Origin of the sequence: Mesorhizobium sp. RCC_202 (assembly GCF_041355295.1) — a bacterium.
Classification (GTDB): Bacteria; Pseudomonadota; Alphaproteobacteria; order Rhizobiales; family Rhizobiaceae; genus Mesorhizobium.
Genome location: NZ_JBFUPO010000017.1, coordinates 53303 through 69319, shown reverse-complemented (window position 1 = coordinate 69319; position 16017 = coordinate 53303). Strand labels below are relative to the sequence as shown.

The following is a 16017-nucleotide window of genomic DNA, read 5'->3' as shown; positions in this document are numbered from 1 at the left end:
AGATGGCACGGGCGAGGGCCTGTGCTTGATTGACAAGCCTTTTGGCGTCTGTGAGACAATTCGATCTCACAACACAAAAGGGGAACCACAATGAACAGGACCAGCATTTTCACCGCGGCGCTGACGGCGGCCGTCGTGCTCGGCGCGCCGGCAATGGCCGCCACCTCGGTTACCATCGGCATCAGCGGCTGGACCGGCTTCGCGCCGCTGACTTTGGCCAAGCAGGCCGGCTTGTTCGAAAAGCACGGACTCGACGTCACGCTGAAGAAGGTGCCGCAGGCGAGCCGCCCGCTGGCGATTGCCAGCGGCGACCTGCAATGCGCGGCGACCACCGTCGAGACCTGGATGGTGTGGAACGCCAGCGGCGTCACCACCAAGCAGATCTTCCAGCTCGACAAGTCCTACGGCGCCGACGGCATCGTCGTGCGCAACGACATCAAGACGGTGGCCGATCTCAAGGGCAAGAATGTCGCCTCGTCGGCGCCTGGCACCTCGCCTTATTTCATGCTCGCCTGGGTGCTCAACAAGAACGGCTTGTCGACCAAGGATGTGACGGTCGTCAATCTGGAGCCGGACGCGGCGGCGCAAGCCTTCCTGGCTGGCCAGAACGACGCCGCCGTCACCTATGAGCCTTTCATTTCGGCGGTGCGCGACAAGTCCGACCAGGGGCATATCCTGGCCACCACGCTCGACTATCCGATGGTGCTCGATACGGTTGGCTGCACGCCTGATTTCCTCAAAGCCAATCCCGATGCCGCCAAGGCGCTGGCGGACAGCTATTTCGAGGCGCTCGACCTGATCAAGAAGGATCCGCAGAAATCCTACGAAATCATGGGCGCCGACGTGAAGCAGTCGGCCAAGGAGTTCGAGGATTCGGCCAAGTACCTGAAATGGGCCGACAAGGCGGAGAACAAGCAGTTCTTCACCAAGGATTTCCAGGACTTTTCCAAAATCGCGGGTGAGCTTCTGCTGCAGATGGGGCTGATCAAGGAAGCGCCGGATGTGACGACGCTTGCCGACACCAGCGCGGTGGCGAACTGATCCTCAATCCCGCGATCGGCGGTGGCTTCCGGCCACCGCCATTCCTTGTCAACGAGAGGGCCTGATGCTGCGTCCCCTGCATCCTGTTGCGCCCGGCGTGCGAGCCGTGCTCGGCGTCGCCTTCTTCGTGCTGTTCGTGGCGTTCTGGGCTTGGATCACGCTCGGCGGCCATGTGAACCGGATCTTTCTCGCCGATCCGCTGTCGATGCTGAAGGATGGCTGGCGGCTGCTCGTCGAGGATCGTTTCTGGCTCGATATCCTGATCACCATGTGGCGCGTCTTCGGCGGCTTCGTGCTGGCCTCGCTCATCGCCGTGCCGATCGGCATCGCCATGGGCGCTTGGAAGCCGGTCGAGGCCTTCCTTGAGCCGTTCGTGTCCTTCGCCCGCTACCTGCCGGCATCGGCCTTCATCCCGCTGCTCCTCTTGTGGGCGGGTATCGGAGAGCTCGAAAAGCTCCTTGTGATCTTCGTCGGCTCGGTTTTCCAGATCATATTGATCGTGGCCGTCAAGGTCGGCTCGACGCGGCGCGATCTGGTCGAGGCGGCTTATACGCTGGGCTCGACCGACAACGGCATCGTCAAGCGCGTCATCATGCCGGCCAACGCGCCGGAGATCGCCGAGACGCTGCGGCTGGTGCTCGGCTGGGCCTGGACCTACGTCATCGTCGCCGAGCTGATCGGCTCGTCGTCCGGCATCGGCTACATGATCATCAACAGCCAGTCGCGTCTGGCGACGGGGCAGATCATCTTCGGTATCATCGTAATCGGGTTGATCGGGCTGCTGTCCGATTTCGCCTTCAAGGCGCTCAACCGCTGGCTCTATCCATGGAGCCTGGCATGAGCAAGCTTGTCATCGAAGGCGTTTCGCGGACTTTTGCCGGAGTCAGGGGCGGCAGGCCGGTGCAGGCGCTGCAGCCGGTCGACCTCTCGGTCGCGGCCAATGATTTCATCACCATTCTAGGCCCTTCCGGCTGCGGCAAGTCGACCTTGCTCAGGATCGTCGCCGGGCTGGAGGCGCCAAGCACGGGTAAGGTGCTGCTCGACGGCAAAGCCGTCACGCGTCCGGGGCCGGATCGCGGCATGGTGTTCCAGTCCTACACGCTGTTTCCCTGGCTGACGGTGGCTGAAAACATCGGCTTCGGGCTGCGCGAGCGCGGCATGCCGGAGAGCGAGCGCAACGCCATCGTCGCCTCCTATGTCGACCTCGTCGGTTTGAAGGGTTTCGAGAACCATTGGCCGAAGCAGCTTTCGGGCGGCATGCAGCAACGCACCGCGATCGCGCGGGCGCTTGCCAACGATCCGGAAATCCTGCTTCTCGACGAGCCGTTCGGCGCGCTCGACAACCAGACGCGGGGGCTGATGCAGGAATTGCTGCTCGGCATCTGGGAGCGGCGCAAGAAGACGGTGCTGTTCGTCACCCATGACATCGAGGAAGCGATTTTCATGGCGTCGCGGGTGATCGTGATGAGCGCGCGGCCCGGCCGCATCAAGTCGGACGTGCCGGTCGACCTGCCGCATCCGCGCCATTACACGCTGAAGACCAGCCCGGAATTTTCGGCGCTGAAGGCGCAACTCACCGAAGACATCCGCATCGAGGCGATGCGGACGGCGCAAGGGCAGGCGGCCGTGGCTTGATCCGAGGGCCGGCTCAGGCCGCCAGCAACTGCTTGCGGTCGACGCGTTCCTGCTGCGGCGAGCGGGCGTAGAGCTCGCGGTAGCATTTGGAGAAATGCGAGGCCGAGACGAAACCGCAGGCCACGGCCACCTCGACCACCGGCATTGACGACTGGATCAGCAAGTGCCTGGCGCGGTCGAGCCGGATCTCTAGATAGTAGCGGGCTGGCGAACGGCCCATCTCGGTGCGGAACAGGCGCTCGATCTGCCGGCGCGACAGATCGACATGGTCGGCGATCTCGATCAGCGACAGCGGCTCGGAAAGGTTGGCTTCCATCAGTTCGATGATGGTCAGCACCTTGGAATTCTGCACACCGAGGCGGGCGCGCAGCGGTAGGCGCTGGCGATCGGTCGGGCTGCGCACGCGGTCGGTCAGCACCTGCTCGCAGACGCGGTTGACCAGGCTTTCGTCGAAATCGTCGCCGATCAGCTTCAGCATCATGTCGAGCGCGGCGGTGCCGCCGGCGCAGGTGTAGACGTTCTGGTCGATCTCAAAGAGATCGGCAAAGACATTGGCCTTCGGGAAGGCTTCGGAGAAGCCGGGCAGGTTTTCCCAATGGATGGCGCAGCGCTTGTTGGACAACAGGCCGGCGGCGGCCAGGATATGCGCGCCGGTGCACAGGCCGCCGACGGCGACGCCGCGGTTGTATTCCTCGCGCAGCCAGGCGAAGGCCGACCTGTTCTGGTAGCGCTCGACATTCACACCGCTGCAGACGATGGCCATCGACGGGCGATCGGGCCCCGCCATCTTCTTGCGCTCTTCCTCCAGCGAGGTGTTGACGGCGCATTCGACGCCGTTCGAGGCGCTCACCGGCTTACCGTCGATGCTGGCCAGACGCCAGCGATAAGCCTCGTAGCCGAGCATCCGGTTGGCGGAGCGCAACGGATCGAGCGCTGTCGCAAAGGCGATCATGGTGAAGTCAGGGACAAGGAAGAACACAAACGATCGCTTGATCGGATGCTTTACGACGTTCACGGGAACCTCACGCAGCCATGACGCGAACAGGATGTCGCGAATAGCATAGCGACATCAGGAAAAATCATTCCTGTCAATCGGGTAGGCGGCTAAGTGAAGATTAAATTTGCGACACGGGTCGCAAATGGGCAATTCACGCCGCGCTAACGCATTGCGCCAGGGCAACACGGGGCGAGCGCAAATGAAAACGCCGCCTCGGTGAAACCGGGCGGCGCTGAATTCAGCTTGGTTGCCGATTGCCTCAGGCGACGAAGCCGAGGCGCGAGGCATTCATGGCGCCGGTCTGGCCGGGCATGGTGTTGGCAAGACGCTGACGCTCGAGAGCGGTGGTCAGGTTCATTTCGCGGCGGGCGAAGAGGCGGGCAAAAAGCTTCATGATCATCTCCAATCGATTGCTCAGACGGGTCGCCTTCGCTTGATGGAGTGGGGCAGCTCGTTTGCTGGCGGTGATATAGGCTCACTCCAGCATAAACTAAATCGCAAAAGCGAAGCGCTTGATATGAAATGCGACACCGTTTGCGACATTTTTAGGCAGGCTGCGTTAAATTGCTTATTTCTTACAATGCTTTAGATTGAAAATTAACCCGCTATGCGGCTGCTTCATATGCGTCATGCGTCGCTCGCATGGCTGGGAAAGTCGTTTGAATGCAAACAAAAAGGCCCTGCACAACCAAAAAGGCGCCGGCATAAACGAAAAGGCCTGCCGAGCTGACGCGGCAGGCCTTAGCATTGAACATTCACTGGGTTACTTCGCTCCGGCCCAGCTTCCGACGCCGAAGCGCATGTTGGTCTTGGCGTCGGCGGCTTCCGGCCAGCCGATGTCCTTCTGCAGTTCGATCGGCAGCGCGTGGATGGCGCGTTCCGTCTGGTAGCGGGCGCGGGCCGCGCTGAATTCGGTCGCGAGACGACCGATGGACGAGAGGATGGACATAATCTTTCTCCTTGATTCGGGCGGGGAGGCGCCCGGCAATGCGTTAAGTCAGGTATGTTTCAGCTTCATTTCATGTCGATTGCAGATCTGTGTCGTGGTCGTTCGATGGCTGCTTTTGGCAGCATCCTGCATCGATCGAGTTGACTATGCGCCCGAAGTGATGTTCAATCAAACGAAATGGAATGATCGTTTGCATCAGAAAAATTGAAGGTCGGTTCCAATGAACGCCCCGCTCAATCATCCTTTGCCGCTGCTCGACCTCGACGTTCTGCGGACCTTTGTGGCGATTGCCGAGACCGGCAGCTTCACCACTGCCGCAACAGCGGTGTTCCGCACGCCATCGGCGGTATCCATGCAGATCAAGAAGCTCGAGGATATTCTCGGCCGCTCCGTCTTTGCGCGTGACGCGCGTTCGGTGACGCTGACCACCGATGGCGAGATGCTGCTCGGCTATGCCCGCCGGCTGCTGTCGATCAACCGCGAGGTGGTGTCGAAGTTCATCATTCCCGATATTGTCGGCGTGGTCCGCCTGGGGTCGCCCGACGACTATGGCGAGCGTGTGCTGCCGCATGTCTTGAAGCGCTTCGCGCAGTCGCATCCGTCGATCGCCGTCGACGTCACCATCGACCAGAGCATCAATCTGCGCCGCCGCATGGATGATCGCGCGCTCGACATCACGCTGCTCACCAACTCCTACAAGACCAGCGCGATCGGCGCCGAGGTGCTGCTCACCGAGCCGATCGTGTGGGCTGGCGCCAAGGGCGGCTGCGCGCATCTGCGCGAACCGCTGCCGGTGTCGCTGTGGGAAGAGGGCTGCAGCTGGCGGGCCGGCGCGCTGGAAGCGCTCGGCCGCGAAGGTCGCAATTACCGCATCGCCTATATGAGCGCCCATACCGCCGGCCAGCGCGCCGCGATCATGGCCGACCTCGCGGTGGCCCCGCTGCCGAAATCCTTCCTGGGTGACGACATGGTCTCGCTCAGCGCGAAGGACGGCATGCCGGATATCGGCACCTACAACTTGGCCATGGTCGTGGCGCCGGACGCCAGCGCGCCGGTGCAGGCCGTTGCCGACCACATGCGCGCGACGTTCGAGCTGTTCCGCGAAACCGGCAAGTTCTGACGAACCCTACATGAGCCTTGTTTCCGCGCTCAGTGATCTCATCGAGTTCAATAAGCCTATCAATCTGTTGGCTGAAGGGACGAGCGGCTTGGGTTGGGCTGAAACGCCTCTGGTCGTCCTAACTGCCGACCATATCGTGAGTGTCCTTCACCGGTTTCGGGCAGGAGCATTCACCGCTGCAGATGTAGAACAGTGGGCGGATATGATCGAATGCCGCGAGGACATCGACTATCAAGAAGATCGCGACGAGGAGATATTGCAAGCGATCTACGTGTTGGCCAATCCGGTCCTGAACGGATTGCTCGATGACGCTTTGACTGACCAGGTGATCGCCTCGCTCTCGTCCTGATCGGTTTTTTCGCTGCCCAGAAAGGCCACTATGCTGTCCCTCGCACGGCGCGTCTCCGGCATCTCGATCAGCGGCCAGACGTGGAACATGCCTTCCTCGTAGACCACATCGACCTCGACGCCAGCGGCGCGCGCCCGCTCGGCGAAGATCAGGCTGTCGGGGCTGAGAAGATCGCGCGAGCCGGTGAGCAGCAGCGTCTTCGGCAGCACCGAGAGGTCGCCGTAGAGCGGGCTGATGTGCCAGTCGGAGCGGTCGATGCCAGCGCTGTAGAGCCGGATCGCCTCGAGCCCGCCAGGGATGCCGAGCCAGGGATCGTTGCGTTCCGCCTCGAACACTTCCGGATTGGATAAGGACATGTCGAGGCCGGGCGAGATCAGCACGTGGCGCGACGGCGCGGGCTGGCCTTCCTCGGCGGCCATCATGGTCAGCACCACGGCCATGTTGCCGCCGGCCGAATCGCCCATGAAGACGATGTCTTCGGCATCCGTTTCCTCGAGCATGCGCCGGTAGACGTCGCCGACCATGCCGAACATGTCATGAAAATTGTGCTCCGGCGCGATCGGATAGATCGGCACCGTGATGCCGAAACCCAGTCGCTCGGCCATCTCGGCGATCAGCCCCCAGTGATAGGAGGTGATCTGGAAGACATAGGCGCCGCCATGCATGTAGAGGATGCGGCGGCGTTCGCCTGCCTTCGGTGCGATTTCGTAGACGGGAAAGCCGTCGATGTCGGTCTCGGTGATGTCCAGCCGAGTCCTCAGCAAAGCCGGCGGGTGGTAGTCCTCGGTCTTGCGGGCGTAGGCGATCCAGCGCTGCAGGTTTTCAGGGCTGGAAAAGGCCTTCTTGCGGCTGTGCCTGAGGACGAACGAGACGACGTGGCTTTTCAAACTGGGCATGCGGATACACGAATCTCGGCAGAGCCGACTAAGAGTATTCCCCCGCTATCCGAAGATCGTACCTCAGTAATAAATGTCAAGGTTTTGGCACTGGCACATTGGCGCGATCCCATAGTGCCAGTTTCTTTGCTTGCGCAATTCCGGACGGAAGCTACGGCGAACCGCCGCGCCGAACCGCTGCGCATTTTTCCTGAAATTGCTCTAACGCCGCCCTGGCAACAGCGCGGCCCGCAGTTTGTTGTCGCGTGGCGCCGGGCCCGTGTCCCGGCCCCGGCGCTTGCCGAGCAGCTTGCACTTGTCGGTGAAGGTCATCAGCGGCCCGAGCCCAGGATCAGACGCGACAGGTTGGCCTGGGCGTCGATGCGCGGCGGCGCGGGCCAGCCGATATCCTTCTGGATTTCGGGCGGCAGGTTGTTCAAGGCGCGCACCGCCTTTGCATGCTTGATGGCCGCACGAAAACGGCCGAGGCTGTCGAACATCGACATCTTCATTCTCCTTGAAGCGTTGTGACGGCGGGATAGTTCGGCCCGCCATTCGATGTCCGTTAAATGCTTCACCTCTGTATCGGATGGATTTCGCGAAAACAGCGTTTCGGTTTCCAGATCGGTTCGATCTGGAAACATTTGTATGCAAATGAAATGGAATACGGTGGAGTGGCTTGGCTACTCGCGACTGCGCCGGGCCGCGTGGCCTTCGCGCGAACGCCGGCGTGGCGCGGCGTCGCCGGCGACGCCATCCTCGCTGACCGTCTTGCGCGGCGGCAGCTTCACCGCCGCCGACAGTTTCGGGAACGGATCGACCTTGTTGGGCAGCGCCATGGCGTAGACGAAATGCTCCTGGAATTTCGGCTCGAGTGCTGTCTCGATCTTCTCGATGTGGCTGACCGTGTCCTCGATCTCGCGGCGGTAGCCGCGATTGAGCAGCGCCATGCGCGCGCCAGCACCCGCGGCGTTGCCGACGGCCGAGACCTTGTCGAGGTCGCAGTCGGGGATCAGGCCGAGCACCATGGCGTATTTCGGATCGATGAAAGAGCCGAAGGCGCCGGCGAAATGGATGCGGTCGACATGCTCGGTGTTCTGCTTTTCCATCAACAGCTTGGTGCCGGCATAAAGCGCTGCCTTGGCAAGCTGGATGGCACGCACGTCGGTCTGGGTGATGGTGATCTTGGGCCCATCTTCCTTCAATGAATCGGAGCCCTCCTTCAGCACGTAGGAGAAGGTGCGGCCGTTGGCGATGATGCGCGGCGAGCGTGCGGCCAGCGAGCCGTCGACGACGCCGTCCTCCGAGATGATGCCGGCGAGATACATCTCGGCCACGATCTCGATGATGCCGGAGCCGCAAATGCCGGTGACGCCGGTTGCCTGCACGCTGCCGAGGAAGCCTGGCTCATCGGACCACAGCTCCGAGCCGATGACACGGTATTTCGGCTCCAGCGTCTCGGGATCGATGCGCACGCGCTCGATGGCGCCGGGCGCGGCGCGCTGGCCGCCGGAGATCTCGGCGCCCTCGAAGGCCGGGCCGGTGGGGGAGGAGGCGGCGACGACGCGGGTAGAATTGCCGAGGACGATTTCGGCATTGGTGCCGACGTCGACGATCAGCATCATCTCTTCCTGGCGATGCGGGCCTTCCGACAGCGTGACGGCGGCGGCGTCGGCGCCGACATGGCCGGCGATGCAAGGCAGCATGTAGAGGCGGGCGCCCTGGTTCAGTTTGAGGCCGATGTCGGAGGCCTTGATGCGCACCGCGCCGGAGACGGCGAGCGCGAAGGGCGCGCCGCCAAGCTCGGTCGGGTCGATGCCGAGGAACAGATGGTGCATGATCGGATTGCCGACGAAGACGGAATCCAGGATGTCGTTGCGCTGGACATTGCCTTCGGCACAGACCTTGTCGACGAGGCTGGAGATCGCCTCGCGCACGGCAACCGTCATGCCCTCGCGGCCGTCCGGATTCATCATCACGTAGGAAACGCGGCTCATCAGATCCTCGCCGAAACGGATCTGCGGGTTCGAGGTGCCGGAGGACGCCGCGACGCGGCCCGATAGCAGCGAGACCAGATGCATGGCGATGGTGGTGGAGCCAATATCGCAGGCCAGACCATAGGCCTCGTTCTTGAGGCCGGGCCAGAGCGCGATGACACGCGCGATGTCGCTGTCGGCATCCTTGTGGATGGCGGCGGTCGCGGTCCAGTTGCCCTTGCGCAGGATGCCCTGCACCTGCGGCAGCAGGTAGAAATCGAATTCGAGGTTCTTGAGGCCCCAGTCCTTCATCAAGGCGATCTTCAAGCGATCGAGATCGCCGAGCGGCTTGTGCATGTCGGGCTCTTCGATCTCGACATAGCACATGCGGATCGCCGTATCGCGGGCGATGACCCTGGTGTCGGCATCCTTGCGGATGGTCTGCGCGTTGATGACGGTATCCTGCGGCACGTCGATGACGAGGTCGCCGAGGATTTGCGCCGAGCAGGAGAGACGGCGGCGCTCAGGCAGGCCGCGCACGCGCTCATAGCGCTCTTCCTTGGCGCCCTTGGGCGAGATGTGGTCGTTGGACGAGACGATCTTGTGCTTGGCGAAATTGCCTTCCTGCACCTCGATCTGGCAACGCCCGCAGGTGGCGCGGCCACCGCAGACGCTTTCGACATAGACGCCGAGCTGGCGCGCGGCATCGAGCACCGGTGTTCCGACGGGAAACCGCCCGCGCTTGCCAGACGGCATGAACAGCACGAGTGGATCGGTGATGTTGGCAGGCGGGTTCATGCTGGCACGTATCTCGAGGGCAATTGCCGATGCCGTTTAACGGATCGTTTTACTATTGGGTGGAGTGCCCGTTGGTCCAGGGACCAGACATGTCGGGCCTTCTGCCTTACTGGGCGGGAATGGGTATGTTCGATGCCATATAGGGTATCGCCAGAGTGCAAAACAGACCGATCCGACCGTATCGGCGATGCGGTCGGATCGGCATTGTTTGCGGTGCGGCTCACGGTAGCGCGCTTACCCCCGACCCATCCGGGCCTCTCGGCCGCCGCGGCGGCGGCCACCGGCGGCAGCGCCATCGCCGGGCGCGTTGACCTGCGTGGGTGCTGCAATCGCCTGGCCGCCTTCGGCCGGCTTGTAGTCCTTGTAGGTGCGGATCCAGTTGGTGCAGTTCTCGTCGGTGCCGTTGAGCACATTGGCGCCGCGCACGGCTTCCATTTCCTGCGGACGGACCGGGTTCATGATCGCCGAGGTCATGCCGGCGCCGATCACCATCGGGATGAAGGCGGCGTTGATGCCGTGGCGGTGCGGTAGGCCGAAGGAGATATTCGACAGGCCGCAGGTGGTGTTGACCTTTAGCTCCTCGCGCAGGCGGCGCAGCAGCGCGAACACCTGGCGGCCGGCGTCGCCCAGCGCGCCGATCGGCATCACCAGCGGATCGACGACAACGTCATGCGCGGGGATACCGAAATCGGCGCAGCGCTGCACGATCTTCTTGGCGACGGCAAAGCGGACATCCGGATCCATCGAGATGCCGGTCTCGTCGTTGGAGATGGCAACCACGGGCACGTTGTACTTCTTGACCAGCGGCAGGATCGCCTCGAGCTTTTCCTCTTCGCCGGTGACGGAGTTGACCAGCGGGCGGCCCTTGGCGACCTTGAGCGCTGCCTCGATCGCGGCGGTGACGGAGCTGTCGATCGACAGCGGCAAGTCGACAAGGCCCTGCACGATCTCCAGCGTCTGCACCAGCAGGCCCGGCTCGGTTTCATTCGGGTTGACCGAGGTCACGCCGGCATTGACGTCGAGCATGGTGGCGCCGCAGGCGGCCTGTTCCAGCGCGTCCTTGATGACGGTTTCGAAATTGCCAACCACCATCTCGGCGGCCAGCTTCTTGCGGCCGGTCGGGTTGATGCGCTCGCCGATGACGCAGAAGGGCTGGTCGAAGCCGATGATGATCTCGCGTGTCGCCGAGGCGACGATGGTCCGGGTCATGAAGTCTCTCCGCCTTGATATAAAGTGCTTCTTTATATCGTGTCTGGTTTCGTTCCAGGGTCTTGGTGATCGGCCGCGTTTTCAGTGCGCGGTCTTTACCATGTCCACCTGCGTTTCGGTAATCTCGTCGTGCAGTATGTGGTCGAGCCGGTCGGCGACCATCTGGTCGTCGCGACGGATTTCGCGCTTCCATGGCTGGCGGCCCTTCAGCACGCCCGATTCATCGACGATCTCGGCGACATATTCCTCCTGGCGGTAGGCCATCACATGGATGCCGGCAACGCCCGGGATTTCCTTCACCTCGTTGATGATGTCGGTGCAGAGCTGCTTGCCTTCCTTCTTCTGGTCCTGCGCGCCTTCCAGCCGCTTGATGACGGCGTCGGGGATATGGATGCCCGGCACGTTGGAGCGGATCCACTTGGCCGTCTTGGCCGAAGCGAGGGGGCCGACGCCGCAGAGGACGAAGACCTTTTCGGTGTGCCCCAAGTCGCGCGCCTTCTGCATGAAGGTCCTGAACATCGGCACGTCGAAGCAATATTGCGTCTGCACGAATTGCGCGCCGGCTGCGATCTTCTTGCCGAGATGGATGGGGCGGAAGTCGAAGGGCGGCGCGAACGGGTTGACGGCCGCGCCCAGGAAGACTTGTGGCGGCGTCGTCAGTTTGCGCCCGGACAGGAACTTGCCGTTGTCGCGCATGATGCGGACGGTTTCGAGCAGCGACATGGAATCGAGGTCGAACACCGGCTTGGCGCCGGGCTGGTCGCCGGCCTGCACGCCGTCGCCGGTCAGGCACAGCATGTTGGCGACGCCCATGGCCGCGCCGCCCAGCACGTCGCCCTGGATGGCGATGCGGTTCTTGTCGCGGCAGGCGATCTGCATGATCGGCGCGTAGCCCATACGGGTCAGAAGCGCGCAGATGCCGACCGAGGACATGTGGCAATTGGCGCCCGAGGCATCGACGGCGTTGATGGCGTCGACCCAGCCGTCGAAGATCTTGGCGCGGTTGTAGACGTCTTCCGGATCGGCGCTGTCGGGCGGGTTGAGCTCGGTGGTCACGGCGAATTCGCCGCGCCGCAGCACGCGCTCCAGGCGGCCGCGCGAAGAATGGCCGGGCAGGGGATCGAGCGGCAAATGGATGCCGGCCGGGTTCTCGTCGCGCTGGCGGCTGGTCATGCGGCCGCTCCGGTCTTGGGGGCGGCAGCGGCTTCACGGGCTGCCGCCGCCTGCGCGGTGACCCGCAGCCAGGCGGAGGTTTCGCGCAGCGACTGATCGACCGGCTTCTGCACGGTCAGGATCTTGTCCGAGTTGACCATGTTCTGCGAGCCTTCCCAGGCCTTGACCCAGACGCAGGGCATATCGGGCTCGACCTCGCAATTGCCGTTGGCGCGCACGCCGCCGCAGGGGCCGTTGCGCAGCTGCTTGGGGCAGTTCATCGGGCACGACATGCCGGTCGACGACAGGATGCACTGGCCGCACATGCGGCAGTCGAACATGAAGCCTTTGACGCGCTTTTCGACGAACTTGATCGGCGCCTCGACGCGCCCGTAGCCAAGGCCTTTCCAGAGCGGGTGGAGCAGCAGGAAGGTGTCGGCAAAACGCGCATAGAACCATTCGAGCAATCGCGAATGGCGGATCGACCACAGCCTGATCGCGAACGAGCGCTGCACGCGCCGCTGCGGCGATACATCGGCCGGCTTGTAGTCGGATTTCGGCGCGGCCTTCTTGACCTGAGTGGCCTGGGTAACCGCCGGCCCCTCTTTGGCAGGAATGGTGTCAGACATTTTCTTTGCCGCCCGCCTTGACGAGAGCGACCAGCCGCTCACGGTCATATTTCGTGTCGAGGTCCTGAAAAGCCTTTTCGACTTCGGCTTCGAGGTCGTCGCTGACTGAAACCGGGTCAGCCTTGCGCCATTCGGCCAGATAGTCGTCGGTGCCGCCGGCGCCGGTGCGCATGGCGCACATGTCGATCGCCTCGGTGAAGCGCAACGGCAATTCGCGCTTGGCGTTCTGCCGTCCCTTTTTAACGATGACCTGGGCGGGAATGTCGCGCCAGTAGACGACGATCAGATCGGCCATGAATTCTCAACTCCTCGACGTCATGGAGCATTGCCGCAAGCGCCATCAGGCTGCTTGTTATGGGACGACGCGCGCGCCTTCAAAAGCGACGCTGTCGGAGGTCGCAAAAAGAAAGGTCGCAAGCCCGGATTGGGAGACAGTTGTCTCCATCCTCGATGGCAAGCGGCCGAAGAGGCGTCAGTCCTGCCATAGAGGTCGTGACGCAGCGAGTTTTTGCAGACCGAGGCGCGCTCGCGGCGGCGACTTCGCCCAAGCCTCGAACTTTTCCCAATCGGCCGCTGGGATCGTCACAACAAGCCCGCTCAGCACCTGCATTTCGGCTGCTTCAACGGCCTTGCGCCGGATGAAATCGCTGAGATTGGTGTGCGCTTGACTGGCAGCAGCTTCAAGAAGCTCACGTTCGTCGCAGGTGACGCGGATATAGATAGGGACCATGTTGGTCATCGGCAGAACTCACTTTCCTGTAGGACAATAGCATACAGGACGGCCCATTGACCGGGGCCTACCAGACGCGCTTGGCCAGGCCCGTCCAGAGGTAGAACCAGATCGTCGGGTGATACCATTGCTTGGACGGCAGGCTGGGATCGATCGTTTCCAGCCGGCCGGCCAGCGCGTCGCTGACCGCGTCGACGCAGATGTCGCGCGAAAACGCCGCCTGCCGCAGCGCATAGCTGGCGATGGTATCGCCTGTTTTGGGCTCACCGCGCGTCTGCTTCAGCACGCCGCCCGTGTCGACGCCGGCATCGACCAGATGTACGGTGGTGCCGAAATTCCGGGCATCGCCCGAAGCCAGCGCCCAATAGCCGCCATTCATGCCACGATATTTGGGGGCGATGCCGGCGTGATAGTTGAGCACCGGGGAAGGCATCTTTGCCAGCGTGCCTTTCGACAGCAGCCGGCAGCCGGCGAGCAGCACGACGCCCGGCTTGATCCTTGCGATCGCCTCGAGGCATTCCGGCCCGTTGGCGGACGGCACATGGATGATCGTCTGGCCCGGCCGAGGCTCGGTGTCGAGTTTTTCTTCGGCAATTAGCCGCGCGGCATGGCTGGCCAGGGCTCGCTTGCCAAGCCGGGTCAGCACCATGGTGCCGAGCTGGCCGATGGCCGAGACCCAGCCTTGGCGGCGGGCACGGCCGAGCAGCAAACGCTTTTTGGAATCAGGCTCTTCGAGGATGACGCTGACAGGACCGACTCGGTCGGCTAGCGCGTTGACGATGGCCCAGATATGCGGGCCGCCTTCGGTGACGACCACGATCGGCCGTGTACTGGATACCAATCCTGCCATGGCGAGCACCCGCTCCGAGAACCGGGCGGATGCTATGCGGGGCGGGTTAATCCTTGGTGTGCCGCAACCCTCAATGAGGCATGTGGGTTGCGCTCAGCGCTTGAACTCCATGATGTCGAGCTTCGATTCGTAGTAGGGCGCCGGGAATTCGATACGCCATTGGGTGGCGCCGTTGCGGAAGGCGTAACCGACCTGGTCGCTTTCGGGGCCGCTGCCGTAGGGCTTGGGTTTGTCTTCATTGACTGAGCCCGAGCCGAGATAGATGGCGCGCTTTTCGCTCTCGTCGAAGAAACGGCCGGTGGTGCGCTGCGAGCCGGAGATCTTCTCCAGCTTCCAGCCCGAGCCGTCGTCGGTAATCTTGCATTTGAACCAGCCATAGATGACCAGGGGGCTCAGGCCGCCGACTTTGATGGTGCGGCACGTCCAGTTGCCGGTGAGATCCTTGTCGGAGAAGGCGACCAGTGGCCTGGCCAGCAACTCGTCCAGCTGTTTGACGTCGGCTGGATCGCCGGACTTCGCTTCATCGAGGGCTGCCTTGCGGGTTTCGCCGTATTTGTCGAGCCGCGCCTTGTCGGCGGCGGTGATCAGTTTCTGCACCGCGCCGTCGGCATGCGCCGGCAAGGCGAAAGCGATGACACCAAGGACGGCAAGCAAAAGGCGAGGGATCATCAACGCGTTTCCTCAAATCAATGGCTGGAACAGTTCTTTTCGTCACTGGCGCACAACTTACCGGTTCGCACTGGTCTGTCATCCGTGCTTAACACCGGCAGTTCGGAAAAAACGGTTTGATCGATGCGGATCTTGCTCACGGGATCGTCCGGATGGCTGGGCAGCGCGCTCGGGCCACGGCTGGAAACACTTGGCCATGAGGTGGTCGGCCTCGATCCTGTCCCATCGGCGCGCACGCAGGTGGTCGGCTCGATCGCGGATCGCGATCTTGTCTTCAGCGCTGTCCACGACAATCGCGTCGAAGCCATCATCCACACCGGTGCGCTGCATAAGCCGAACATCGAACATTCCGAGAATGCCGATTTCGTGGCGACCAATGTCCAGGGCACGCTGAACCTGCTCGACGCGGCCGTGGCGTGTGGCGTCGGTCGTTTCGTCTTCACCTCGACGACGTCGCTGATGATATCGCAGGCGATCCGCGCCGGTTTCCAGGGCGGCGCGCGCAAGGCCGCCTGGCTGACCGAAGAGATGTCGCCGGAGCCGCGCAACATCTATGGCGTGACGAAGCTTTCGGCCGAGCATCTGTGCCGTCTCTACCATATCGAGCATGGACTGCCGGTCGTCGTGCTGCGCACGGCGCGCTTCTTTCCCGAGGCCGACGACATGGCGCATGCGATCGACCAGTCGGATGCCAACACCAAGGCCAATGAACTGCTCTTCCGCCGATTGACCGTCGAGGACGCGGCCGAGGTGCATGTTGCGGCGCTTGAGAAAGCGCCGCAGCTCGGCTTCGACATCTTCATCATCTCGGCATCGACGCCGTTCCAGCCGCAGGATTGTGCCGAGCTGATCGCCGACGCGCCTTCGGTCGTCGCGCGTTACTTCCCGGACTATCAGCGGCTCTATGCCAAAAAGGGCTGGACGATGTTTTCGTCGATCGATCGCGTTTACGATCCTTCGCGGGCGAGAGAGCGGCTCAGTTTCATCTGCAAGACGAGTTTTGCCGACGTGCTTGCAGCGCTCGAAGCCGAGGCCTGA

19 protein-coding genes are annotated in these 16017 nt (G+C 62.7%); 6 read left to right on the top strand and 13 right to left on the bottom strand.

The features are described from left to right. Positions 1-90: 90 nt before the first annotated feature. The 3 genes from AB6802_RS28205 (at position 91) to AB6802_RS28195 (ending at position 2676) form a co-directional block, all read left to right on the top strand. Positions 91-1041: an ABC transporter substrate-binding protein gene (locus tag AB6802_RS28205; protein WP_371013484.1), complete on the top strand. Its 951-nt coding sequence runs from the start codon at positions 91-93 to the stop codon at positions 1039-1041. A gap of 64 nt (positions 1042-1105) precedes the next feature. Next, positions 1106-1882 (top strand): ABC transporter permease, encoded by a 777-nt coding sequence (locus tag AB6802_RS28200; RefSeq protein ID WP_371013483.1) that lies wholly within the window; start codon positions 1106-1108, stop codon positions 1880-1882. Beyond that, positions 1879-2676: an ABC transporter ATP-binding protein gene (locus AB6802_RS28195; RefSeq protein WP_371013482.1), complete on the top strand. Its 798-nt coding sequence runs from the start codon at positions 1879-1881 to the stop codon at positions 2674-2676. The genes AB6802_RS28200 and AB6802_RS28195 overlap by 4 nt, the downstream gene beginning before the upstream one ends. 13 nt (positions 2677-2689) lie before the next feature. Here the strand turns inward: AB6802_RS28195 and AB6802_RS28190 are convergent, their stop codons facing one another. From AB6802_RS28190 to AB6802_RS28180, 3 genes are all read right to left on the bottom strand, one after another. Beyond that, entirely contained in the window at positions 2690-3628 is a 939-nt protein-coding gene (locus AB6802_RS28190) for a GlxA family transcriptional regulator (protein WP_371013517.1), read from the bottom strand. A 304-nt stretch (positions 3629-3932) separates the two neighbouring features. After that, the gene (locus AB6802_RS28185) at positions 3933-4067 is read right to left on the bottom strand and encodes a hypothetical protein (RefSeq protein ID WP_112394928.1); all 135 of its coding nucleotides are present in this window, start codon (positions 4065-4067) and stop codon (positions 3933-3935) included. Between the two features lie 369 nt (positions 4068-4436). Next, complete coding sequence (locus AB6802_RS28180; protein WP_371013481.1) at positions 4437-4622, bottom strand: hypothetical protein; 186 nt, start codon at positions 4620-4622, stop codon at positions 4437-4439. A gap of 220 nt (positions 4623-4842) precedes the next feature. Here AB6802_RS28180 and AB6802_RS28175 point away from each other — a divergent pair, with 220 nt between their 5' ends. Continuing rightward, positions 4843-5742, top strand: a complete 900-nt coding sequence (locus AB6802_RS28175) for a LysR substrate-binding domain-containing protein (RefSeq protein WP_371013480.1) — start codon at positions 4843-4845, stop codon at positions 5740-5742. Positions 5743-5752: 10 nt separating this feature from the next. Next, positions 5753-6091 carry a hypothetical protein gene (locus AB6802_RS28170; protein WP_371013479.1) on the top strand — a complete coding sequence of 113 codons (339 nt, stop codon included), beginning with the start codon at positions 5753-5755 and terminating at the stop codon, positions 6089-6091. Here AB6802_RS28170 and AB6802_RS28165 read toward each other — a convergent pair. The 10 genes from AB6802_RS28165 to AB6802_RS28120 form a co-directional block, all read right to left on the bottom strand. Continuing rightward, a complete protein-coding gene (locus AB6802_RS28165) occupies positions 6010-6987 on the bottom strand; it encodes an alpha/beta hydrolase (RefSeq protein WP_371013478.1) in 978 nt (325 codons plus the stop codon). The genes AB6802_RS28170 and AB6802_RS28165 overlap by 82 nt on opposite strands. 311 nt (positions 6988-7298) lie before the next feature. Further along, a complete protein-coding gene (locus tag AB6802_RS28160; protein ID WP_371013477.1) occupies positions 7299-7472 on the bottom strand; it encodes a hypothetical protein in 174 nt (57 codons plus the stop codon). A gap of 177 nt (positions 7473-7649) precedes the next feature. Next, positions 7650-9740, bottom strand: a complete 2091-nt coding sequence (locus tag AB6802_RS28155; protein WP_371013476.1) for an ASKHA domain-containing protein — start codon at positions 9738-9740, stop codon at positions 7650-7652. 234 nt (positions 9741-9974) lie between these two features. Beyond that, positions 9975-10949: a methyltetrahydrofolate cobalamin methyltransferase gene (locus AB6802_RS28150; protein WP_371013475.1), complete on the bottom strand. Its 975-nt coding sequence runs from the start codon at positions 10947-10949 to the stop codon at positions 9975-9977. 81 nt (positions 10950-11030) lie between these two features. Further along, entirely contained in the window at positions 11031-12122 is a 1092-nt protein-coding gene (locus AB6802_RS28145) for a methylenetetrahydrofolate reductase (protein ID WP_371013474.1), read from the bottom strand. Continuing rightward, entirely contained in the window at positions 12119-12730 is a 612-nt protein-coding gene (locus tag AB6802_RS28140) for a methylenetetrahydrofolate reductase C-terminal domain-containing protein (protein WP_371013473.1), read from the bottom strand. Before AB6802_RS28140 ends, AB6802_RS28145 begins: the two co-directional genes overlap by 4 nt. Beyond that, positions 12723-13025: a virulence factor gene (locus tag AB6802_RS28135; RefSeq protein ID WP_371013472.1), complete on the bottom strand. Its 303-nt coding sequence runs from the start codon at positions 13023-13025 to the stop codon at positions 12723-12725. Before AB6802_RS28135 ends, AB6802_RS28140 begins: the two co-directional genes overlap by 8 nt. A 177-nt stretch (positions 13026-13202) precedes the next feature. Further along, positions 13203-13469 carry a DUF1778 domain-containing protein gene (locus AB6802_RS28130; protein ID WP_371013471.1) on the bottom strand — a complete coding sequence of 89 codons (267 nt, stop codon included), beginning with the start codon at positions 13467-13469 and terminating at the stop codon, positions 13203-13205. Positions 13470-13527: 58 nt separating this feature from the next. Beyond that, positions 13528-14310 carry a formyl transferase gene (locus AB6802_RS28125; protein ID WP_371013470.1) on the bottom strand — a complete coding sequence of 261 codons (783 nt, stop codon included), beginning with the start codon at positions 14308-14310 and terminating at the stop codon, positions 13528-13530. A gap of 93 nt (positions 14311-14403) precedes the next feature. Beyond that, the gene (locus AB6802_RS28120; protein ID WP_371013469.1) at positions 14404-14979 is read right to left on the bottom strand and encodes a DUF4893 domain-containing protein; all 576 of its coding nucleotides are present in this window, start codon (positions 14977-14979) and stop codon (positions 14404-14406) included. 123 nt (positions 14980-15102) lie between these two features. Here AB6802_RS28120 and AB6802_RS28115 point away from each other — a divergent pair, with 123 nt between their 5' ends. Next, positions 15103-16017 (top strand): NAD-dependent epimerase/dehydratase family protein, encoded by a 915-nt coding sequence (locus AB6802_RS28115; protein ID WP_371013468.1) that lies wholly within the window; start codon positions 15103-15105, stop codon positions 16015-16017.